17 protein-coding genes and 1 rRNA gene are annotated in these 20,748 nt (G+C 66.4%); 7 read left to right on the top strand and 11 right to left on the bottom strand.

The features are described 5' to 3' along the window. Positions 1-172: 172 nt before the first annotated feature. From AB4120_RS21975 to AB4120_RS21960, 4 genes are all read left to right on the top strand, one after another. Positions 173-1,357, top strand: a complete 1,185-nt coding sequence (locus tag AB4120_RS21975) for a porin (RefSeq protein WP_149137349.1) — start codon at positions 173-175, stop codon at positions 1,355-1,357. Positions 1,358-1,561: 204 nt separating this feature from the next. Next, positions 1,562-2,569: a tripartite tricarboxylate transporter substrate binding protein gene (locus tag AB4120_RS21970; protein WP_441642824.1), complete on the top strand. Its 1,008-nt coding sequence runs from the start codon at positions 1,562-1,564 to the stop codon at positions 2,567-2,569. A gap of 132 nt (positions 2,570-2,701) precedes the next feature. Continuing rightward, complete coding sequence (locus tag AB4120_RS21965; protein WP_144201233.1) at positions 2,702-3,214, top strand: MarR family winged helix-turn-helix transcriptional regulator; 513 nt, start codon at positions 2,702-2,704, stop codon at positions 3,212-3,214. 6 nt (positions 3,215-3,220) lie between these two features. Beyond that, a complete protein-coding gene (locus AB4120_RS21960; RefSeq protein ID WP_441642823.1) occupies positions 3,221-3,700 on the top strand; it encodes a hypothetical protein in 480 nt (159 codons plus the stop codon). Between the two features lie 24 nt (positions 3,701-3,724). On the opposite strand, the gene AB4120_RS21955 is transcribed toward AB4120_RS21960, so the two are convergent. The 4 genes from AB4120_RS21955 to AB4120_RS21940 form a co-directional block, all read right to left on the bottom strand. Next, positions 3,725-5,407, bottom strand: a complete 1,683-nt coding sequence (locus AB4120_RS21955; protein WP_149137347.1) for a long-chain fatty acid--CoA ligase — start codon at positions 5,405-5,407, stop codon at positions 3,725-3,727. A 198-nt stretch (positions 5,408-5,605) separates the two neighbouring features. Further along, entirely contained in the window at positions 5,606-6,271 is a 666-nt protein-coding gene (locus tag AB4120_RS21950) for a TetR/AcrR family transcriptional regulator (protein ID WP_149137346.1), read from the bottom strand. Positions 6,272-6,351: 80 nt separating this feature from the next. Then, the gene (locus AB4120_RS21945; protein WP_149137345.1) at positions 6,352-7,518 is read right to left on the bottom strand and encodes an aminopeptidase; all 1,167 of its coding nucleotides are present in this window, start codon (positions 7,516-7,518) and stop codon (positions 6,352-6,354) included. Continuing rightward, positions 7,515-9,623 carry a molybdopterin-containing oxidoreductase family protein gene (locus AB4120_RS21940; RefSeq protein ID WP_149137344.1) on the bottom strand — a complete coding sequence of 703 codons (2,109 nt, stop codon included), beginning with the start codon at positions 9,621-9,623 and terminating at the stop codon, positions 7,515-7,517. The genes AB4120_RS21945 and AB4120_RS21940 overlap by 4 nt, the downstream gene beginning before the upstream one ends. Before the next feature lie 309 nt (positions 9,624-9,932). Between AB4120_RS21940 and AB4120_RS21935 the strand changes: the two genes are divergently transcribed. Continuing rightward, the gene (locus tag AB4120_RS21935) at positions 9,933-11,120 is read left to right on the top strand and encodes an ABC transporter substrate-binding protein (RefSeq protein ID WP_149137343.1); all 1,188 of its coding nucleotides are present in this window, start codon (positions 9,933-9,935) and stop codon (positions 11,118-11,120) included. Between the two features lie 46 nt (positions 11,121-11,166). Here AB4120_RS21935 and AB4120_RS21930 read toward each other — a convergent pair whose 3' ends face one another. From AB4120_RS21930 to AB4120_RS21910, 5 genes are all read right to left on the bottom strand, one after another. Further along, positions 11,167-12,231, bottom strand: coding sequence for an ABC transporter ATP-binding protein (locus tag AB4120_RS21930; protein WP_149137342.1), 1,065 nt, complete (start codon positions 12,229-12,231; stop codon positions 11,167-11,169). After that, the gene (locus AB4120_RS21925) at positions 12,228-13,226 is read right to left on the bottom strand and encodes an ABC transporter ATP-binding protein (protein WP_144201217.1); all 999 of its coding nucleotides are present in this window, start codon (positions 13,224-13,226) and stop codon (positions 12,228-12,230) included. The genes AB4120_RS21930 and AB4120_RS21925 overlap by 4 nt, the downstream gene beginning before the upstream one ends. A gap of 16 nt (positions 13,227-13,242) precedes the next feature. Beyond that, a complete protein-coding gene (locus AB4120_RS21920; protein ID WP_149137341.1) occupies positions 13,243-14,181 on the bottom strand; it encodes an ABC transporter permease in 939 nt (312 codons plus the stop codon). Positions 14,182-14,184: 3 nt separating this feature from the next. Next, positions 14,185-15,162, bottom strand: a complete 978-nt coding sequence (locus tag AB4120_RS21915) for an ABC transporter permease (RefSeq protein WP_144201213.1) — start codon at positions 15,160-15,162, stop codon at positions 14,185-14,187. A gap of 102 nt (positions 15,163-15,264) precedes the next feature. Further along, entirely contained in the window at positions 15,265-16,884 is a 1,620-nt protein-coding gene (locus tag AB4120_RS21910) for an ABC transporter substrate-binding protein (RefSeq protein ID WP_392388479.1), read from the bottom strand. 311 nt (positions 16,885-17,195) lie between these two features. On the opposite strand from AB4120_RS21910, the gene AB4120_RS21905 reads away from it, so the two are divergent. Both AB4120_RS21905 and AB4120_RS21900 read left to right on the top strand, forming a co-directional pair. Then, the gene (locus tag AB4120_RS21905; RefSeq protein ID WP_149137340.1) at positions 17,196-18,389 is read left to right on the top strand and encodes a M20 aminoacylase family protein; all 1,194 of its coding nucleotides are present in this window, start codon (positions 17,196-17,198) and stop codon (positions 18,387-18,389) included. Between the two features lie 42 nt (positions 18,390-18,431). Then, positions 18,432-19,490 carry a DUF2891 domain-containing protein gene (locus AB4120_RS21900; protein WP_149137339.1) on the top strand — a complete coding sequence of 353 codons (1,059 nt, stop codon included), beginning with the start codon at positions 18,432-18,434 and terminating at the stop codon, positions 19,488-19,490. Between the two features lie 7 nt (positions 19,491-19,497). Here AB4120_RS21900 and AB4120_RS21895 read toward each other — a convergent pair whose 3' ends face one another. Then, the gene (locus AB4120_RS21895; RefSeq protein WP_392388478.1) at positions 19,498-20,439 is read right to left on the bottom strand and encodes a DUF3047 domain-containing protein; all 942 of its coding nucleotides are present in this window, start codon (positions 20,437-20,439) and stop codon (positions 19,498-19,500) included. A 216-nt stretch (positions 20,440-20,655) separates the two neighbouring features. Beyond that, positions 20,656-20,748: ribosomal RNA gene (rrf, locus tag AB4120_RS21890) — 5S ribosomal RNA — on the bottom strand; the annotation flags it as partial.

The raw sequence follows: 20,748 nt of genomic DNA, 5'->3' as shown, positions 1-20,748 counted from the left end.
AACCCTGAGTTGTGAAAACAAGACAAGACGTTTACCTCAGGGTCAACAAAATGCGCGCTTTTGCTAGAGTGACCGACAGCTTCCATGGAAGTTAAGCGCAGAAGAGTGGAGAGAGGGCTCAGGAGGTTCTTCGGCGCTTCATCTAATAATTCTTAAGTGGAGATAACCCAGCATGAAAAAGTCGCTAATCGCGCTTGCCGCGATGGGCGCGTTTGCCAGCGCGGCAAACGCCCAGACGAGCGTGACGCTGTACGGCGTCGTGGACGTGCCGATCGAATATAACAACCACCTGGCACCGGGCTTCAACACCAATCCGGCGACGTGGGGCCCGAATGGCCGCCCGCCTTCGCTGGCCGGTGGCGGCAGCCGCGTCGGCCTGCAGACCGGCGGCGGCCTGTCCGGCTCGCGTTGGGGCCTGCGCGGTACCGAAGACCTCGGTGGCGGCCTGAAGGCGCTGTTCGTGCTGGAATCCGGTTTTGGCCTCGACGATGGCCGCTCGCAGCAAGGCGGCCGCCTGTTCGGTCGTCAGGCCTACGTGGGCATGCAGAGCGACAAGCTCGGCCGCCTGACCTTCGGCCGCCAGTACACGACGATGTTCGATATGTTCGCGAACTTCTCGCCGACCGGCTACGCCACGATCTACGAACCGGTGGTGGCCCAGCTGGGTACCAACTTCCGTTCGGACAACACGGTCAAATACACCGCCGTGCTCGGCCCGGTCACGGCCGAGGCGCACTGGAGCTTCGGCACCGGCGTGGGCGCCATCGGCCCCGTGCCGCTGGCCAACGCGGGCGCTGGCGAAGCCGCCGGCAACTTCAACAACAATGCGGGCGGCGGCGCCGGCCTGCTGTACCTCTCCGGCCCGTTCGGCCTGACGGTGGCCTATGACGAATGGCGTCCGACCACCACGATCGGCTCGCCGGGCAAGTCGCGCAAAGTCGGCGGCGCCGGCAGCTACACATTCGGTCCGTTCAAGGCGATGCTGGGCTACCGCTACGGCATGATCGAGGACAACGGCGGCAACACGCTCCAGCGCGACAACTATTACTGGGCCGGCCTGAACTACCAGGTCACCGCGCCGCTGGGCCTGACGCTGGCGTACTACTATGACGACCTGAAGACGCTGCGCGCTTCCAACGCCTTCGTCGCTGACAACCCGGCCAACCCGTGGCAGGTCAGCTTCATCGCCGACTACAACTTCTCGAAGCGCACCGACGTCTACCTGACGGCCGGCTACGCCAAGAACTCGGGCCTGAATTTCGACACCTCGGCCGTGAGCTTCGCCAACGGCTACTTCATGCAACAGGGCAAGAACAGCCAGATCGGCGTGGCACTCGGTATCCGCCACAAGTTCTGACCTGAGGCAGGTTGGGGAGGAAAGGCGCCTGCGGGCGCCTTTTTTCGTTTCGGTGTCATGACCGTGGCATGACCGTGGCATGACCGTGGCATGACTGTGGCATGGCCGGTAAGGGCTTCACCTCATCCGCGAAGTGGCGCTGGCGAGACTAGAATGGCCCCGAGACCGGAAGACCAGACAGCCGGCCGCCAACAGGAGACCCTCATGCACCACCCCCGCCGGCACGCCCTTGCGCTGCTGCTGTCCGCCGCCCTGGCTTCCCTCGCCCTGCCCGCGTCCACCGCGTTTGCCGCCGATCCGTACCCGAACAAGCCGATCCGCCTCGTGGTGCCCTTCCCGGCCGGCGGCACCACCGACATCCTCGCGCGGGCCGTGGCCGCCGAGCTGTCCAAGCTGCCCGGCTGGAACGTGGTGGTCGACAACAAACCCGGCGCGGGCGGCAATATCGGCACGGACATCGTCGCCAAGTCCGCCCCGGACGGCTACACCCTGCTGATGGGCACCGTCGGCACGCACGGCATCAACCAGTCGCTCTACGCCAAGCTCCCGTTCGATCCGATCAAGGATTTCGTGCCGATCACCGAGGTGGCGTCGGTGCCGAACGTGCTGGTGGTGAACCCGGCCTTCGCGCAGCAGAACAAGATCAACAGCGTGAATGACCTGATCGCCTACGCGCGCGCCAATCCGGGCAAGCTGAACATGGCGTCCAGCGGCAACGGCACGTCCATCCACCTGGCCGGTGAGCTGTTCAAGACCCAGACCAAGACCTTCATGGTCCACTTCCCGTACCGTGGCAGCGGCCCGGCGCTGACCGACCTGTCCGGCGGCACCATGCAGCTGATGTTCGACAACCTGCCCTCGTCGATGCAGCTCATCAAGAGCGGCAAGCTCAAGGCACTGGCGGTGACCAGCGCCAAGCCGTCGCCGGCCCTGCCCGACCTGCCGACCGTGGCGGCGGCGGCCAAGCTGCCGAACTTCGAGGCCAGCTCGTGGTTCGGCCTGCTGGCGCCGGCTGGCACGCCAGGCGACATCGTCCACCGCATCCAGCAGGAAGTGGCCAAGAGCCTGGCCACGCCGGCCGTGCGGGAGCGCATGCTGGCCCAGGGCGCCGATCCGGTCGGCAACACGCCCGAGCAGTTCGCCGCGTTCATCCGGGCCGAAACGACCAAATGGGCCAAGGTGGTGAAGGACTCGGGCGCCAAGGTCGATTAAGTACGTCGATTAAGTACGTCGATTAAGGACGCCGACAGAGGACGTCGACAAAGGGCGTCGATCTCCGGGGCATTGCACCGGGCCAGCGCATATACTTGAGGCGTCAAACGTTTTGCCTGTCCTGGTATCGCAATGCCCACTTCGCCCACAGCCCACGCAGCGCCCCCGAGCGCCGACCTTGCGCCGGTAGACCTCGAGACCCGCGTCGGCGAGACCAGCCACGAGGCCTTGCGCCTCTGGCTGCGCCTGTTGACCTGCACCAACCTCGTGGAGGGCGACATCCGCTCGCGGCTGCGCCAGGAGTTCGCGGTCACGCTGCCGCGCTTCGACCTGATGTCCCAGCTCGACCGCCACCCCGAGGGCCTCAAGATGGGCGAGTTGTCCCGCCGGATGATGGTGACCGGCGGCAACGTCACCGGCATCACCGACCAGCTCCAGCAGGAGGGCCTGGTCACGCGCGAGGCGCTGCCCACGGACCGCCGCGCCTACCTGATCCGCCTGACCCCTGCCGGCCGCGAGGCGTTCTCGCGCATGGCCCGCGCGCACGAGGCCTGGGTGGAACAACTGTTTTCCGGACTGGCCGAGACGGACCGCCGCGCGCTGTTCCGCCTGCTGGGCCGGCTCAAAACCAGCCTTACCGGCTGAGATGCCATGAAAACCCTGTTCCGCCCGATCCTGACCCTTGCCACGGCCGCCGTGGCGGCAGCCTTGTCCGGCTGCGCCCCGACGTCACCAGCCGCCCCGCAGGTGGCGCCGCAGGTGACGCCGATAAATGCCACGATCAAGCTGGGCCGCGTGATCGAGAGAACGTACCTGACCCGTGTGGAGGTGCCCGATGGGGGCGGCTACCCCGGCTATGGCGTGGGTGTGGGAGCCGCCGGTGTCGGCGGCGGAGGCGGGCATGGCGGCGGCGCCGTGGGACTGGGATTTTCGATCGACCTGACGCAGCTGTTCAACCGCCGGCCGCCGCAGCAGATCGACCTGTTCCTGTACAAGGTGCAGGCCGCGGACGGTACCGTGGTGAACGTCAACGCGCCGGCGCTGGCCGGCCTGGAGCCTGGCGCCTGCGCCCGGGTGATCTATCCGGACGGCGCGCCCCAGCCGCTGATCGCGCCCTCGAGCGAGTGCTGAGGGCGCCCGGCTGATCGAAGCGGATTACGCCGCCTTGCGGCTGTCGCGCAGTTCGCGGCGCAGGATCTTGCCGACGTTGGTCTTGGGCAGCTCGGTGCGGAACTCGACGTACTTCGGCCGCTTGTAGCCGGTGAGCCGTTCCTTGCAGAACGCGATGACATCGGCCTCGGACAGCGCCGGGTCCTTCTTCACCACGAACAGCTTCACCACCTCGCCCGAATGCTGGTCCGGCACCCCGACAGCAGCCACTTCCAGCACGCCCGGGCACTCCGCGACCACGCCTTCCACCTCGTTCGGATACACGTTGAAGCCCGACACCAGGATCATGTCCTTCTTGCGATCGACGATCTTGGTGTAGCCGCGCTCGTCCATGATGCCGATGTCGCCGGTCTTGAAGAAGCCGTCCGGCGTCATGACCTTGGCCGTCTCGTCCGGGCGATTCCAGTAGCCGGCCATCACCTGCGGACCGCGCAGGCAGATCTCGCCCGGCTGGCCGAGCGGCAGTTCGTTGCCGTCGTCGTCGCGGATCGACACCTCGGTGGAAGGCAGCGGCAGGCCGATGGTGCCCGAGAAGGTGTCCGTGTCCGTGGGGTTGCAGGTGGCCGACGGCGAGGTCTCGGACAGCCCGTAGCCCTCGATGACCGGGCAGCCGGTCCTGGCCAGCCAGTTCTTGGCCACCGCCTCCTGCACCGCCATGCCGCCACCGTTGGCCACGCGCAGGCCCGAGAAATCGACCTTGCCGATGTCCGGATGGTTCAGCAGCGCGTTGTAGAGCGTGTTCACCGCCGGGAACATGTTGAACTTGTACTTCTGGAGTTCCTTGACGAAGCCCGGGATGTCGCGCGGGTTCGGAATCAGGATGCTCAGCCCGCCGCTGCGCATGCCCAGCAGGCAGCAGACCGTCAGCGCGAAGATGTGATACAGCGGCAGCGCGGTGATCGTGATGACCTGGTCGATCGGCGCACCCTTGGCCAGCGCCGGCTGCATCCAGGCTTCGGATTGCAACACGTTCGACACAATGTTCCGGTGCAGCAGCGTGGCGCCCTTCGAGATCCCCGTGGTGCCGCCCGTGTATTGCAGGAAGGCGATGTCGTCCGGGCCGGTGTCCACCGGCTTCAGCGTCATCCTGGCGCCTTCGGCCAGCACGTCGTTGAAGCGCACGCAGTGCGGCAGCTCCCAGGCCGGCACCATCTTCTTGACGTTGCGCACGACGAAATTGACCACGGCGCCCTTCACGGTGCCGAGCATGTCGCCCATGCTCGCCACCACCACGTGCTTCACCGGCGTGGCCGGCAGCACGGCCTGGAGCGTGGCGGCAAAGTTCTCGAGGATGACGATGGCCTCGGCGCCGCTGTCCTTCAACTGGTGCTCCAGTTCACGCGGCGTGTAGAGCGGGTTGACGTTGACCACCACGTAGCCGGCGCGCAGCACGGCGGCCAGCACCACCGGGTACTGGAGCACGTTCGGCATCATGATGGCCACGCGTGCGCCGGGGCGCAGGCCGCGCGACTGGAGCCAGGCCGCGAAATGCCTGGACAGCTGGTCCAGCTCGCCATAGGTAATGGCGCGGTCCATGCAGATGAAGGCGCGACGGTCGGCGTAGGTACGGAACGATTCCTCGAGCAACTGGGCCAGCGAACGGAACTGACTGGCGTCGATCTCTGCCGGTACGCCCGCCGGATAATGTTTCAGCCACAGCTTTTCCATACCGTCTCCTGAATTTCTGAATGGTCGTTCGATTTTTTGGGAATGCTAAACGTGCACGCCCCGCCAGACAACACGTTAGACGAAGTCCTCCACCCACCGGAATCGTGAAATCGTGAATTATGCGCCACTCGGCGCGAGTCGCGAGGGAATACCCCTAGCGCCCTGAAACCCAGCGACGCTGCTGGCTTCGGCTCGCCCTCAGCTCGGCTGTACCAGCTTCATCATGTTGGACGCCAGCTCCTGGGCGAGGGTTTCCTCGTCCATGCGCCCGGGCTCGTGCCAGGTGTACATGAAGCCGATCACGCCGCCCATGGAATGCGCGGTCACGCGGGCATCCCCGAACGCGAACACGCCGGTGGCGCGCCCTTCCTCGAGCAGGCCGTAGAGGTCGCGGTAGAAATCGCGCGCCATGGTGTTGAGCCACGCCACGGTGTCCGGCCTCAGGTACTGGTTGTCGCGGAAACTCAGCGCCGCCGCCACGTGGCAGCGCACGCAGCGCCGTGCCATCTCCAGCAGGCAGGCGTGCAGGCGCTCGCGCACGGGCAGTGCCGGGTCGGCTGTCTCGCGGATCACCGGCAGGCAGGTCTGGGCCGACTCGCGGCACAGGATGTCGAAGATCTCGTACTTGTCAGCGAAGTAGTAATAGACCGCCGGCTTGGTCACCCCGAGCGCCCGGCACAGGTCGTTCATGGTCATGCCGGGGTAGCCCTTGGTGTAGAAGAGCTGGGCGGCGGCATCCAGGATCTGGCGGCGGCGCGCTTCCTGCCGCTCGGCAACGTGCGAGCGCGCCGGACCGTCGTCGGCCAGCGTGGCGGCTTCATCGGCGCGCGGCACGGCGCCGGTTTTCCTGGAGGGGGGTGGCATAGGGCAATTTTCTCATGCGGCGCGCGCTCCACCATCGGGAAACACGCGGCTTGACGGATTGGGCGGGAAGGCGGCGGGTTCTACCGCCCGGTATCGCCCTTGTCTGGGGATTGTGCCGACAGGGGCTTGGGCGGCGGAGGCTGCGGCGGCGACGGTGGCGTGACCTCGGTGGCCGGCGGCGCCAGCCGGCGCAGCGCGGCGTCGCGCTCGGCCGGCGGGAGGTCGCCCAGGCGGCGCGCCTCGGCGTAGAAACGGGTCCAGTCGCCGTCCGACCTGGCCAGCAGCGCGGTGAAGGCGGGCACCCATTGCTGGTAGGTGGCCACGGCGGCCAGGTGGGCATTGGTCAGCGGCTGGTCGAACCAGCGGTCGTAGCCGCTGTAGTTGCCCCACGCGGCGCGCTTCTGCGCGTAGTCTTCGCGCAGTTCGGTGAAGATCCGCGCCTTGCCCTGGCGTTTGGCCTCCTCGTCCAGCGGGGCGCGGTACAGCGCCACGAGCTTGTCGCGCGTGTGCAGCAGCATGGCGCGGAAGTCGCGCCGGCGGCTGTCGTAGATCTGGTAGCTGGCGCGGGCGTCCGCCGAGGCGGCCTGCGCCAGCCATTGCTCCACCCCGGCCGTCTCCACGGCGGTGGCGAACGACTCGTTGAACGCGGTGTCGTTGCGCACGTAGACCACCTGATGGGCCAGTTCGTGGAAGATCAGCCGGGCCAGTTCGCCCTCGGGCTGGTAGACGAAGGTGTTGAGTAGCGGATCGTCGAAATAACCGAGCGTCGAATAGGCCGGGATGCCGGCCACGTAGGTCTCGAAGCCCTCCCGGCGCAGATCCTTCGCGTAGTGCTCGGCGTCCTGGGGATCGTAATAACCGCGATACGCGATGCAGCCGACGATCGGGAAGCACCACTTGCGCAGCTCCATCGACAGTTCCGGCGTGGCGAACACGCTCCACACCACATAGGGCCGATGCAGGTTGGCGTAGCGGCGATAACTGCCGTTGTCCGGCAGCTTCAGCTCGCGCGAGGCGTAGTCGCGCATCTGCCGTGCCAGCGTGAGCCGCTGGGCCAGCCGGGTGTCGTTGGCGTTGCGGGCGGCGTCGATGGCGTCGTCGAGCGACTCGGCGCGGGCCATTACGCCGAGATGGCCGCCGACCGACTGATAGTAATAGCCGAGCGTGTCGCAGCCGGCCGCCAGCGCCGCGACGGCCAGCACCACCAGGGTGCCCGCCACGCGCCAGCGGGCCGGCCAGCGCGTCATGACGCCACGGCCTCCTCGGCCGGCGCGGGCGCCACCTCGACCAGGCAGTCGTAGAACACCGGCGCGCGGCCCAGGTCGGTCAGGCGCTGGCTGGTCAGTTCGTTGGCGTTCTTGCCATCGGAGGCCAGCTTCTTCCACCAGATCGACAAACCCACCACCAGGCCCTGCCGCGCGCGGTCCGTCACGCGGGCACGGGCGAGCATGCTGCCGCGGTCGTTGAAGGCGCGGACCATGGTGCCGTGGACGATGCCGCGCGCGGCGGCGTCCAGCGGATGGATGTCCAGGTGCGGCTCGCCCTCCGTGGCGCGCAGGCTGTCCACGTTGACGAAGGAGCTATTGAGGAAATTGCGAGCCGGCGGCGAGATCATCGCCAGCGGATAGCGGGCGGCCAGCTCGGGCGCCGAAGCCGGCGCCTCGTAAGGCGGGACATAGGCCGGCACCGGATCGAGACCGTCGCGGGCCATCGCCTCGGAGTAAAACTCGCATTTGCCCGATGCGGTGGGGAAGCCGCCCTCGGCGAACGGCGCCGCCGGCAGGTTCAGCTTCTGCCAGCCCTGCTCGCGCAGCGAATCCCAGCTGATGCCCTCGGCCCGCTTGTCCTGGCGCAGGATGGCCTGCGCGGCGATGGCCTCGTCGCTGTCGGCAAAACACGGCTCGGTAAAGCCCATGCGCGCGGCCAGCCGGCGGAATATCTCGGTATTCGGCAGCGCCTGGCCCATCGGCTCCACGGCCTGGTTGTTGGCCAGGAAGTAGGTGTGGCCGTAGGCCTTGTGGACGTCCACATGCTCGAGCTGGGTCGTGGCCGGCAGCACGATATCGGCGTAGTCCGCCGTATCGGTGCGGAAGTGCTCCAGCACCACGGTAAACAGATCCTCGCGCGCGAAGCCGGCGGCTACCTTGGCCGACTCCGGCGCCACGGCCACCGGGTTGCTGTTGTAAACCACCACGGCTTCGATCTTCGGGCCCTGGTCGCCGGTGCCGTGGTCGAGCAGCGCATCGCCGATCGTGCTCATGTTCACGGTGCGCGGCACCTGCGGCCAGTTCGGCAGCAGGTCTGGCCGCTGGAGCGCGGCGTTGTCGATCGGGAAGAAGCCCGAGGTCGACAGCTGCAAGCCGCCCGCCGGGTGGCGCCAGGCGCCGACCAGCGACGGCAGGCTCGCCACCGCGCGCACGGCCTGGCCGCCGCCGTGGGCGCGCTGCATGCCGTAGTTCAGGCGGATGGCCACCGGCTGGCGCTCACGCACCGCCAGCTGGCCGTAGAGGCCGGCAATCCATTCGATGTCTTCCACCGGCACGCCGCAGATCTCGGCGGCACGGGCCGGCGGGAATTCCATCGCCCGCTCGCGCAGCGCGGCGAAGCCGACCGTGTGCCGTTCGATGTAGTCGTGGTCGAGCAGGTCGTCGCGGATCAGCACGTGCATGATCGCCAGCGCCAGCGCGCCGTCGGTGCCGGGCATCGGCGCGATGTGGCGGTGGCACTTCTCGGCCGTCAGCGAGCGGTACGGGTCGATGGCGACCAGCGTCGCGCCGCGGCGCTTGGCTTCCTGGGCGCGGGTCCAGAAATGGAGGTTCGAGGCGATCGGGTTGCCGCCCCAGATGATGACCAGCTTGGCATCGGCCACATATTCCATGTCCATGCCCACGCTGGCGCCATAGGTATAGCGCAGCGCCGTGGCGCCCGCGCTGGCGCAGATCGTCCGGTCCAGCAGCGAGGCCCCGAGCTTGTGGAAAAAGCGCGCGGCCATGCTTTCGCCCTGCACCAGCCCCATGGTGCCGGCGTAGCTGTACGGGATGATGGCCTGTGGGTCGCGCGCGGCGATGGCGCCGAGGCGGCGGGCCACCTCGTCGAGCGCCTCGTCCCAGGAAATCGGCTCAAACTTGCCCTCCCCCTTCTTGCCGACGCGGCGCAGCGGCGTCAGCAGCCGGTCAGGGTGGTAGGTGCGTTCCGTATAGCGGGACACCTTGGTGCACAGCACGCCCTGGGTGGCCGGGTGGTCGGGGTCACCGGCCACCTTGATGGCGCGGCCGTCCTCGACGGTGACGAGCAGCGCACAGGTGTCGGGGCAATCGTGGGGGCAGGCGGCGCGGACGATTCGGGTGGCCATGGTGATGTCGGGACGTGGGGCGGCTGGGTGGCCTTGGGGCCTGGGGCAAAGGATTCTGCCGGCGGCGCGGGCCTGGCGGCCGTCATGTCTGCGGGCATGACTGTGGCGCAAGCGCCTCGCCGGAAGGTCCCGAACCGGGAGAAATTGTTTGGCTCCGATTGTATTCGATTATGATGTTCCGGCGCTGCCGGGCAAACCCGCCCGACCGTCCGGCCCCCGTGCCGGAACCCCCTCACCGGCAACAGACCGGGCGGGGGCCGCGGGGTACAGAAGCACAAGAACACTTTGGATTTTTTGACGGGGATTCACATGGTTTTGCATTCTGGGGTCACGCGCCGGCGCTTTGCCGGCCTGCTGGCGGCGTGCGCCGTCGTTGCATCCGGCGCGGCTGGCGCGGCCAACACCACGGCCGGCGAGACCGGCGTCACGGCCGACACCATCCTGCTCGGCCAGTCCGCCGCGCTGACCGGCTCCACGGCGGTGCTCGGCAAGCAGATGAACTCGGGCGCACGGCTCTACTTCGACTACATCAACCAGCAAGGCGGCGTGTTCGGCCGCAAGATCGAACTCAAGGCGCTGGACGATGCCTACGAGCCCGACGAGGCCGTCAAGAACACCAGGAAGCTGATCGAGGAAGACCGTGTCTTCGCGCTGTTCGGCTACGTGGGCACGCCGACCAGCCAGGCCGCCGTGCCGCTGGCCAACCAGGCGCGCGTGCCGTTCTTCGCCCCGTTCACGGGTGCGCAGTCGCTGCGCGACCCGCGCAGCCGCTACGTCTTCCACGTGCGCGCCGGCTACGACGAGGAAACCGCCGCCATCGTGCGCCAGATCCGCACCACGGGCCTGAAGCGCGTGGCCGTGGTCTACAACGACGACGCCTACGGCAAGGCCGGCATCGCCGGGGTGGAGCAGGCGATCAAGTCGCTCCCTGCCGACAGCGGCGTGAAGCTGGTTGCCCAGGAGTCGGTGATCCGCAACACGGTGGAGATCGGCGACGCGATGCAGGGCGCCATGAAGGCCAGCCCGGATGCCATCGTGCTGATCAGCGCCTACCGCACCGTGGGTGCGTTCGTGAAGGAAGCGCTGCGGCGCGGCTACAGCGGCCAGTTCTACAACGTGTCCTTTGTCGGCACCCAGGCGCTGGCCAAGGAAGTGGGCGCGCAGGGCAGCGGCGTGATCATCTCGCAGGTGATGCCGCACCCGGGCAACGCCACGCTGCCGGTGGTGCGCGAATACCTGCGCCTGCTGCAGGCGTCCGGCAAGCAGAACGAGTTCGACTACGCCAGTATCGAAGGCTTCATCGCCGCCAAGGCATTCGTGGAAGGGCTGCGCCGCACCGGGCGCGATGTCACGCGCGAGAAGTTCGTCACTGCCGTGGAAAGCATGCGCAATGTGGATCTGGGCGGCTTCATCGTCCAGTACTCGCCCGACAACCACGTGGGATCGAAATTCGTTGAAATGACGATCATCAATTCGCGCGGGGTGGTGATTCGCTGAAGCGCGGGGGGGCGCCCCTCCCCGGTCGGGAGGCCCCCCCGCCCTTTCAAGCCATATCGTTCAGATGGCACGCCGAGAAGCGTAGCGGCGCAATCTCCTTCAGCATCGGCTGTTCCTCCCGGCAACGCGGCATTGCGTGCGGGCAGCGCGGGTGGAAGTGGCAGCCCAGCGGCGGGTTCAGCGGCGACGGGATCTCGCCCCGGATCGCCACATAGGTCTTCTTGCCCACCTCCAGCTTGGGCGCCTCGGCCAGCAGCGCCTGCGTGTACGGGTGGTTCGGCGCCGCGAACACGTCTTCGGTGGGGGCCGACTCCACCACCCTCCCCAGATACATGATCACCACGCGGTCGCTGATGTGCTTGACCACGCCCAGGTCATGGCTGATGAACAGGTAGGTCAGGTTCAGCTCTTCCCGCAGGCGCATGAACAGGTTCAGGACCTGGGCCTGGATCGAGACATCGAGTGCCGCCACCGATTCGTCGCAGACCAGGAATTCCGGCTTCACGGCCAGCGCCCGGGCGATGCCGATGCGCGCCCGCTGCCCGCCCGAGAACTGGTGGGGAAAGCGGCGCAGCACGGTCGGGTCCATGCCCACGCGCACGAGCATGTCTTCCACGTAGGTCTTCTGGGCGCCCTTCTCGACCATGCCGTGCACCACGGGTGCCTCGCCGACGATATCGAGCACGCGCAGCCGGGGGTTCAGGGACGCGTACGGGTCCTGGAAAATCATCTGGATGGCGAGCTGCTTCTCGCGGCGCTTGTCCGGCGGCAGGCGGTCCAGATCCACGCCGCGCCAGAATCGCTCCCCCTCGGTCAGCGTATGGAGCCCCACCGCCATGCGGCCCAGCGTGGACTTGCCGCAGCCGGACTCGCCCACCAGCCCGACCACCTCGCCCGCGCGGATCGCCAGGTCCACGCGATCCACCGCATGCACCACCTCGACGCGCTGCTTTGCGCCAAAGAGATTGGCGATCTTGGCCGCCACGTCGAGCGTCTTGACGAAGCGCTTGGACACCGCGCGCAGCTCCAGCAGCGGCGCGGGGGGCGTGGCGGGCTCGGGCTGCGTGATGTTGGAGGCACTCACCGGGGTATCGATCACGGACTGGCTCATGCGGCCTCCTGCTGGGCAAGTACCGGGTGGAAGCAGCGCAGTTCCCGGCCGTCTGGCGAGGTGCCGAGCGGCGGTTCGGTCTTGCAGATATCGGTCGCGTAGGGGCAGCGCTCGCGGAACGAGCATCCGGCCGGCAGGTTCAGCAGCGACGGCGTCATGCCCGGAATCTGCCGCAGCGGCGTGCCGCGCGGGTTGCGTGACGGCGCCGAACCGATCAGCCCGTGCGTGTACGGGTGCTCGGGATGCTCCAGCACCTGGCGCACATCGCCCGATTCCACGATCTTGCCGGCGTACATCACGCAGACCTTGTCCGCGAGCCCGGCCACCACGGACAGGTCGTGCGTGATCCAGATCAGCGCGGTGCCCGATTCGCGGCACAGCGTCTGCATCTCATAGAGGATCTGGCCCTGGATGGTCACGTCCAGCGCCGTGGTCGGCTCGTCGGCAATGATCAGGTCCGGCTTGTTGAGCAGCGCGATGGCAATGGCCACGCGCTGGCGCATGCCGCCCGAGAACTGGTGCGGGTAGGCGGTCAGGCGCTCGTCCGGCGAGGGAATGCCGACGCGGGCCAGCGCATTGCGCGCCCGCTCGCGGGCGACCGGCTTGCTGACGTTGTCGTGCGCGCGCACGGCCTCGATCATCTGCGTGTCGATGCGCAGGACCGGGTTCAGCGTCATCATCGGGTCCTGGAAAATCATCGCGATGCGGTTGCCGCGCACGTCGCGCTGCTGGGCGGGGGTGAGCGCGCGGAGGTCGCGCGTCACACCGTCGCGGCTGGTCAGCGCGATCCGGCCGTCGACCACTTTGCCGGGCGCATCGATCAGGCCCATGATCGAGTAGCCGGTCATCGACTTGCCCGAGCCGGACTCCCCGACCAGGCCCATGATCTCGCCGCGGTTGACCGAGAACGACACGTCGTCCACGGCCTTGGCCACGCCGGCGCGCGTGAAGAACTGCGTTTTCAGGTGTTCGACCACCAGGGTGGGTTGGCTCATGCGCGCTCCTGGGGGGTCATTGCGTTTGCAGGCGCGGGTTCAGCACGTCGCGCAACTGGTCGGCCACGAGGTTCATCGACACGATGGTCACTACCAGCGCGATGCCCGGGAAAAAGCTGATCCAGTACTTGCCGGACAGCATGTATTGCTGGCCATTCGAGATCAGCGAGCCAAGCGACGGCTCCGTGACCGGCACGCCAAGCCCCAGGAACGACAGTGTGGCCTCCAGCGTGATGGCCGACGCCACCTGCAGCGCGGCGATCACGATCAGCGGCGGCAGGCAGTTCGGCAGCAGGTGGCGGAACATGATGCGCCCCGGCGGCAGGCCCAGGCAGGTGGCGGCCTCGATGTACTCCTTGCGCCGCTCCACCAGCGCCGCGCTGCGGGTGGTACGTGCGTAGTAGGCCCATTGCACCGCCACCAGCGCGATGACGATGTTGCCGAGGCCCGGCCGCAGGAAGGCCAGCAGGATCAGCGCCAGCAAGATCGGCGGAAACGACAGCTGGAGATCGGCCACGCGCATGATGAACGCCTCGGTGCGGCCGCCCAGGAAGCCGGCCAGCAAGCCGAGCGTGGCCCCCAGCAGCAGCGCGATCACCGTGCTGAGCACGCCCACGCCGATGCTGATGCGCAGGCCGTACATCACGGCGGAGAGGATGTCGCGCCCCTGCTCGTCCGAGCCCAGCAGGAAGGTCATGCCACTGCCGGCCTGCTCGCCTGGGGCCATGCGCGCGTCGAGCACGTCCAGCGTGGCCAGGTCGTACGGGTTCTGGGGCGCCAGCCATGGCGCGAAGATCGCAATCAGGATGATGAGGCCGAGCGTCACCAGCCCCACCACGGCCAGCTTGCTCTCCAGGAACTGCCGGGCGAAGCGGCGGAACGGCGTCTGCTCCTTCGCCGGCACGGCCGGGCTGGCCGTTTCCTTGGTTTGGGTCGGTACAGTGCTCGCGCTCATGGCTCAGCCCTTGTTGTCAGCAATGCGCACGCGCGGATCGAGCATGCTGTAGACGATGTCCACCACGAGGTTGATCAGGATGAACAGCGTCACAATCACCATCAGGTAGGCCACGATCACCGGGCGGTCCAGCAGCTGGATCGAGTCGATGATGAGCTTGCCCATGCCGGGCCAGGCGAAAATCGACTCGGTCACGATGGCGAACGCGATGATCGAGCCGAACTGGAGCGCGATCACGGTCACGATCGGGATCAGAATATTCTTAAGAACGTGCACCCCGACGATGCGGGAGTTCGACAAGCCCTTGGCCCGCGCGAACTTCACGTAGTCCTGCAGCATGGCCTCCTGCGTGCCGGCGCGCGTGAGCCGGATCACCATGGCGATGTTCAGCAGCGAAAGCGTGACCGCCGGCAGGATCAGGTGGCGGATGCCATCCACGGTCAGGAAACTGAGCGGAATGCCAAGCACCCGCACGGTCTCGCCCCGGCCATTCGACGGCAGCCAGCCCAACTGCACCGCGAACACCATGATCAGCATCAGGCCGACCCAGAACGTGGGTAACGAGAAGCCCAGGATCGATATCGTCATGATCGACTTGCCAGCCACGCCGGTGGGCCGGAGCCCGGCCCAGAGACCTAGCGGAATGCCGAGAACGATGGCCAGCAGGATGGCCGTAATGGCCAGTTCCATGGTCGCCGGCATGCGTTCGAAGATCAGCTTCAGCGCCGGCGTGCCATGCGCGAACGACGTGCCGAGGTTGCCGTGCAAGGCGTTCTGCAGAAAGATCCAGTACTGTTCCCAGAGCGGCTTGTCGAGCCCGAGCGCGGCGATGGTGCGCTTGATGTCCTCCTGGTCCGCCTGCGGACTGATGAGGATGTCGACCGGGTTGCCGATCGCAAAAACGCCAAGAAAGACGAGCAGCGACATGACGAGGAGCACAACCACGCTCTGCATCAGGCGCCGGATGATGAAGACCAGCATGTTGGAGACACTATCCTTTCGCCGGCAACGGTCCCCAGGTCAGGGACCGTTGCGCGACGGCATCCGCTGCTAGCTTAGTGCAGCCGATTGACCCCAGCCGACTTATTGCGGCTTGAAGTTGTGCGCATAAGTGCGCTCGTCGGTACGCGGCACGTAGGTGATGCCCTTCTGCGTGGCCCACGTGGTCACTTGCTGGTGGATCGGGATGATGCCGCCGTCGTTGATGGCAATGGCGGTAGCCTCCTGCAGCAGCTTGGATCGCTCGGTGTCATCCACCGTGGCCAGCGCCTTCTCCAGGATGACGTCCATTTTCGGATTGCAGTACTCGCCCCAGTTGGTCGTGCCGAAGCCCTTCTTGGAGTCCTCGCAGGCAAGCAGCGCACGCAGCGGCGAGCTGACCTCACCGGTCTGGGCGCCCCAGCCCAGCAGGCCGAACGACCACTCGTGCTTGATGCCCTTCGACGAATAAGTGGCCATCGGCATGCCTTCCACCTTGGTGGCAATGCCAATCCGCGTCAGGTTCTGGGCGATGGTCTGGGCAATCTTCTCATCGTTGACGTAACGGTTGTTCGGCGTGTGCAGCGTGACGCCAAAGCCGTTCGGGTAGCCCGCCTCCGCGAGCAGCTTCTTGGCGCCCTCGGGATCGTATTTCACCGTCTTCAGGGCCGGGTTGTAGCCAAACAGCGTCGGCGGCACGAGGTTGTTGGTCGGCTCGGACAGCCCTTCCATCAGCCGGTCCTTGATGCCCTGCCGGTTGATGGCCATGCTGATGGCGTTCCGCACGCGCGCATCCTTGAGCGGATTCTTATCCATCGGCTGGCCGTCCTTGGTGGTGACGTACGGCGACTTGTCGCGCTTGGCATCGAAATACAGGTAGATCACGCGGTGCGAGATCTTGCTGAAGAACGACAGCTTCGGGTCCTGGCGCACCTTGGGCAGGTCCGGGGTGGGCACGTTCTCGATGGCCTGGACGTCCCCGGACAGCAGCGCGGCGAGGCGCGTGGCCGGGTTCGGGATGAAGCGCAGCGTGACCTTGTCCCAGGCCGGCTTCGGGCCCCAGTAGTCCGGGTTCTTGACCAGTTCGACGCGGTCGTCGCGGGCGTAGCTCACGAACTTGAACGGCCCGGTGCCGACCATGCCCTTGCCCTGCGCGAAGTCGTCGGACGTCAGGCCCTGCGTGGCCTTCTTCTGCACCATGAAGATCGACGTCAGGTCGTTCAGCATCAACGGATACGGCTGGTTGGTGGTCAGCTGGATCGTGTACTTGTCGATCACCTTCTTGTTGATGATCGCCTTGGTATAGACGTCGAACTTGCCCGGGCTGTTCAGGATCGTGGCGGGGCGGTCGAGCGACCAGACCACGTCCTCGGTGGTCAGTTCGGTGCCGTCGTGCCACTTCACGCCCTTGCGGATCTTGAATTCCCACGTGAGGTTGTTCACGAGCTTCCAGGACTCGGCCAGCCCCGGAATGATGCGGCTGTCCGGGTCGAGCTTCACCAGCGAGTCGAACACGTGTTCGGACACGTTGATGTTCGAGAACAGGTTATAGAAATGCGGATCCATCGAGGTCGGCGGCGAACTCATGGCGATCTTCAGGTCGGCCGCCTGGGCGGGCGCGGCCAGGCCAAGGCCGAGGGCGCTCGCCAGCAGCACGGCGGCGGCGGCGTTGCTGACCGTCTTGCCCATGGCGATCTTGACCTTGTTGACAGTGCGAAGGGACATCGCGCGTTTCTCCCTGTGGGAAGTCTGAAATGACAATAAGGAGCAGTCGTCGCCGGCGCAATAAGAAATCGCCGCATTTTGGTGCGGTCCATTCTGCATCGCGGACCCGGCGCGACCGGCCAGGCACTTCAAGCATGAACTGTTCCAGCAGTGGAACGGCTGCGCCATGCGGGGAAACCCACCCGGCGGGGGGTGCGGGGCGACGGGAGATGCCGTGCTGCACTGCGCCAAGTCGGGGCGCCGAGGGGCGTCTTTGGCGCTTTGCGGGCGGACAGGTATGATCGGGGTATCCCACTGCCCGGTACGGCACCATGAAGCTCATCCCAGAAATCCTCCAGGCGCAAGCCGAAATCCGCACCCTCCGCCGCGACATCCACGCCCATCCCGAACTCTGCTTCGAAGAACAGCGCACCGCCGATCTGGTCGCAAGAAGCTTGGAATCGTGGGGCATCGAGGTCCATCGCGGGCTTGGCACGACGGGGCTCGTCGGCGTGATCCGCAACGGCAGCAGCGGCCGCTCGATCGGCCTGCGCGCCGACATGGACGCGCTGCCGCTGCAGGAAGCCAATACCTTCGGCCATCGCTCGCAACACGACGGCAAGATGCACGCCTGCGGCCATGACGGCCACACGGCGATGCTGCTAGGCGCGGCGCGTTACCTGGCCGAGCACCGCAATTTCGACGGCACCGTGAACCTGATCTTCCAGCCGGCCGAGGAAGGCGGCGGCGGCGCGCGCGAGATGATCAAGGATGGCCTGTTCAAGCGTTTTCCGTGCGACGCCGTGTTCGGCATGCACAACTGGCCGGGCATGCCGGTGGGCTCGTTCGGCACCACGGCCGGCCCGCTGATGGCATCGAGCAATGAATTCCGCATCGTCGTGAAGGGCAAGGGCGCGCACGCGGCCATGCCGCACAACGGTTTCGACCCGGTCTTTGCGGGCTCGCAGATCGTCTCGGCGCTGCAGGGCATCATCACGCGCAACAAGCGGCCGATCGACACCGCGGTGATCTCGGTGACCCAGTTCCACGCCGGCGACGCCACGAACATCGTGCCGGACCAGGCATGGATCGGCGGCACCGTGCGGACGTTCACGGTGCCGGTGCTGGACCTGATCGAGCGGCGCATGGAGGAGGTATCGCGTGCGGTGGCGTCTGCGTTCGACTGCACCATCGAGTTCGAATTCCGCCGCAACTACCCGCCGACGATCAATAGCGCCGCCGAGGCGGAGTTCGCGGTCGGCGTGGCCAGCGAGGTGGTGGGCGCGGATCATGTGGACGGGAACGTCGAGCCGACCATGGGCGCCGAGGACTTCTCGTTCATGCTCCTGGAAAGGCCGGGCTGCTACCTGTTCATCGGCAATGGCGAGGGCACGCACCGCGAGGCCGGCCACGGCATGGGACCGTGCATGCTGCACAACCCCAGCTACGACTTCAACGACGAACTGCTGCCTGTGGGCTCGACGTTCTTCGTGAAACTCGTGGAGAAGTGGCTCGCTGCCGCCTGAGGCCGGCAGCTTTTCAGAATCCGATCATAGGAAAGACCGGCGATGACGCATACGCTGTTGGACGACAACACGGCGGAAGGCTTCGCCCGGGTGGCGCTGGATAACATCGTCCGTCCCTATCCGTACAAGCTCGACCACCTGATGACACGCGCCGGCGATCTCGCCGAGCCGGCGGTGGCGCATCCGGTCTTCTATGGCAGCTACGACTGGCATTCGTCGGTGCACATGCATTGGCTGCTGGTGCGACTGCTGGCGACGCGCCCGGGCCTGCCGATCGCGCCGCAAATCCGGCAGACGCTCGACGCGCAACTGCGGCCCGAGGCGTTGGCGACGGAACTGGCTTACTTCGAACGTCCAGGTTCGCGGACGTTCGAGCGCCCATATGGCTGGGCGTGGGTGCTAAGGCTCCAGTCCGAACTGACGCTGCTGGGCGCCGGCGACCCACAGGCGGCGCGATGGGCCGCGGCTTGCGCGCCGCTGGCCGATCACCTTGCGCTGCGCCTCATCGATACCATCGAAATCGCCGATTTCCCGGTACGGACCGGCACCCATTTCAACAGCGCGTTCGCACTGGTGATGGCATTGCATTTTGCGCGAAGCACGCAGCATCTGGCGCTGCGCAAGGCGATCGTCCGACGCGCACATCGCTGGTTCGGACACGACCAGCGGTATCCCGCCCGCTACGAACCGGGCGGCGACGAGTTCCTGTCGGGTGGATTGATCGAAGCGGTTCTGATGCAGCAGGTGACCGACGACGACTGCTCGTTCGCCGACTGGTGGGAGATATTCTCGCCGGGGCAGGCCGAGCTGGCGACCTGGCTGACGCCGGTGACGGTGGCGGATCGTACGGACCCGAAGATGTCGCACCTGGACGGCCTGAACCTGTCCCGTGCATGGTGTTGGCGGCTGCTGGGCCCCGCCCTGCCCCCGACGCTCCAGCCGCTGGCGGTGCGGGCGTGGTCCGATCACCTGGAAGCGTCGCTCCCGCAGGCGGTGGGCGGCCACTATGTCGCCACCCATTGGCTGGCGACGTTCGCCTTGCTCGCGCTCGAGGACACGGCGCCAAGCCAGGCCGCCGCGTGTTCACTCGACCAGAACTAGTCCCGGGTCAATCGAGGACAATATCGCCGTACCAGGACTCGGCGCGGCTCTTGGTATTGTCCGTATCAGTCATCAGCCCTACGGCGATAACCTTGCCAGGATCGGTCCCAAACGCCTTGCGGTAGTCGGCGCGCAGATCCCGCTCATGGCAACGCCAGCTGTTGGCATGGCGCGTGCCGGAATCGACCACGATCATGCGGACGCGATCGGTATGGGGGTTGTTCAACACGGCGCCCGCGGGACGTCGACCGCCCCAGATGTACATCAGCGTGGCGTACGGCATCTCACGGCCGGTAGTGATGCGGGCCATCTCGTACATGAGTTGGTCCCGCAGTGGCAGTTTGGCCATGTCGCCATCGAAGGCGACGAAGATGCGCAGCGGCGCGTCTTCCCGCTGGCCCATCGCGTTGTCGGCGCTACGGATGACGTCCCGGGTCTTCCACATCCAGCGGAGCATGCCAGGGTCGCGCTGTGTCAGCGGCACGTAGAGTCCGGATGCGGAGCTGTCGGCCTGAGCATGTAGCACCAGACGCTGATCCATTTCGGTCAGCGTATAACGCGTGGGAGTCTTGTTGCGGTTGATGGTCCAGGGCTGCCAGCCCGCAGGAAGATTCGCGAGCGACGCGGACGCTGAAAATGGGGGAAGCTCAGGTAGCGCCACAGGTGCGGCAGTACTGGTTTCGCCCTCCACTTCGGGGTCGCCGCCGGCCTCAGCATCGGCATTCCGCTGCGTGGTCAGTACGGATGCGATATTCGCCGCCTCCAGTGCATCGACGTGAACAGCCGACTTCATGCCGGCTTTCGCCGCGAACGTCTTGCAATCCACTTCGGCCACTGGGACCATTTTCGTCGGTTCGATGGGAGGACTTCCCCCGCTCGATGCACATCCCGCCAACAACAACACGCCTGCCATGCTGGCAAGCGCGGGCCATAACTTCGTGGCCGCCATGTAACCCCCTAAACCCAATTTCTCGTCGCTGCATCGCGCCTAGACCCGGCGCTTGTAGGGAACATATCAGATCGAAATCCGCGGAGGAATACTCCGGTACCCTGAAAACAACAGCGATACGATGCGGAAATGACGAGGACTTGGCGGCGTGAACAAAATCGTCGCCGCAAAAGCAAAACCCCCAGCCTTTTGGGGCTGGGGGTTTTGGGTATAAGAGCCTGGCGATGACCTACTTTCACACGGGTAGTCCGCACTATCATCGGCGCAAAGTCGTTTCACGGTCCTGTTCGGGATGGGAAGGGGTGGTTC

The organism is Cupriavidus sp. 2KB_3, assembly GCF_052115685.1.
In the GTDB taxonomy this organism is placed as follows: domain Bacteria; phylum Pseudomonadota; class Gammaproteobacteria; order Burkholderiales; family Burkholderiaceae; genus Cupriavidus; species Cupriavidus campinensis.
This window is presented reverse-complemented; position numbering and strand designations above follow the sequence as displayed.

What these genes read in the sequence shown, in the direction of transcription:
- AB4120_RS21920 (WP_149137341.1), bottom strand. Translation starts at nt 14,181, where the DNA reads ATGAGCGCGAGCACTGTACCGACCCAAACCAAGGAAACGGCCAGCCCG.
- AB4120_RS21910 (WP_392388479.1), bottom strand. Translation starts at nt 16,884, where the DNA reads ATGTCCCTTCGCACTGTCAACAAGGTCAAGATCGCCATGGGCAAGACG.
- AB4120_RS21935 (WP_149137343.1), top strand. Translation starts at nt 9,933, where the DNA reads ATGGTTTTGCATTCTGGGGTCACGCGCCGGCGCTTTGCCGGCCTGCTG.
- AB4120_RS21915 (WP_144201213.1), bottom strand. Translation starts at nt 15,162, where the DNA reads ATGCTGGTCTTCATCATCCGGCGCCTGATGCAGAGCGTGGTTGTGCTC.
- AB4120_RS21955 (WP_149137347.1), bottom strand. Translation starts at nt 5,407, where the DNA reads ATGGAAAAGCTGTGGCTGAAACATTATCCGGCGGGCGTACCGGCAGAG.
- AB4120_RS21965 (WP_144201233.1), top strand. Translation starts at nt 2,702, where the DNA reads ATGCCCACTTCGCCCACAGCCCACGCAGCGCCCCCGAGCGCCGACCTT.
- AB4120_RS21925 (WP_144201217.1), bottom strand. Translation starts at nt 13,226, where the DNA reads ATGAGCCAACCCACCCTGGTGGTCGAACACCTGAAAACGCAGTTCTTC.
- AB4120_RS21960 (WP_441642823.1), top strand. Translation starts at nt 3,221, where the DNA reads ATGAAAACCCTGTTCCGCCCGATCCTGACCCTTGCCACGGCCGCCGTG.
- AB4120_RS21900 (WP_149137339.1), top strand. Translation starts at nt 18,432, where the DNA reads ATGACGCATACGCTGTTGGACGACAACACGGCGGAAGGCTTCGCCCGG.
- AB4120_RS21945 (WP_149137345.1), bottom strand. Translation starts at nt 7,518, where the DNA reads ATGACGCGCTGGCCGGCCCGCTGGCGCGTGGCGGGCACCCTGGTGGTG.
- AB4120_RS21970 (WP_441642824.1), top strand. Translation starts at nt 1,562, where the DNA reads ATGCACCACCCCCGCCGGCACGCCCTTGCGCTGCTGCTGTCCGCCGCC.
- AB4120_RS21930 (WP_149137342.1), bottom strand. Translation starts at nt 12,231, where the DNA reads ATGAGCCAGTCCGTGATCGATACCCCGGTGAGTGCCTCCAACATCACG.
- AB4120_RS21975 (WP_149137349.1), top strand. Translation starts at nt 173, where the DNA reads ATGAAAAAGTCGCTAATCGCGCTTGCCGCGATGGGCGCGTTTGCCAGC.
- AB4120_RS21905 (WP_149137340.1), top strand. Translation starts at nt 17,196, where the DNA reads ATGAAGCTCATCCCAGAAATCCTCCAGGCGCAAGCCGAAATCCGCACC.
- AB4120_RS21950 (WP_149137346.1), bottom strand. Translation starts at nt 6,271, where the DNA reads ATGCCACCCCCCTCCAGGAAAACCGGCGCCGTGCCGCGCGCCGATGAA.
- AB4120_RS21940 (WP_149137344.1), bottom strand. Translation starts at nt 9,623, where the DNA reads ATGGCCACCCGAATCGTCCGCGCCGCCTGCCCCCACGATTGCCCCGAC.
- AB4120_RS21895 (WP_392388478.1), bottom strand. Translation starts at nt 20,439, where the DNA reads ATGGCGGCCACGAAGTTATGGCCCGCGCTTGCCAGCATGGCAGGCGTG.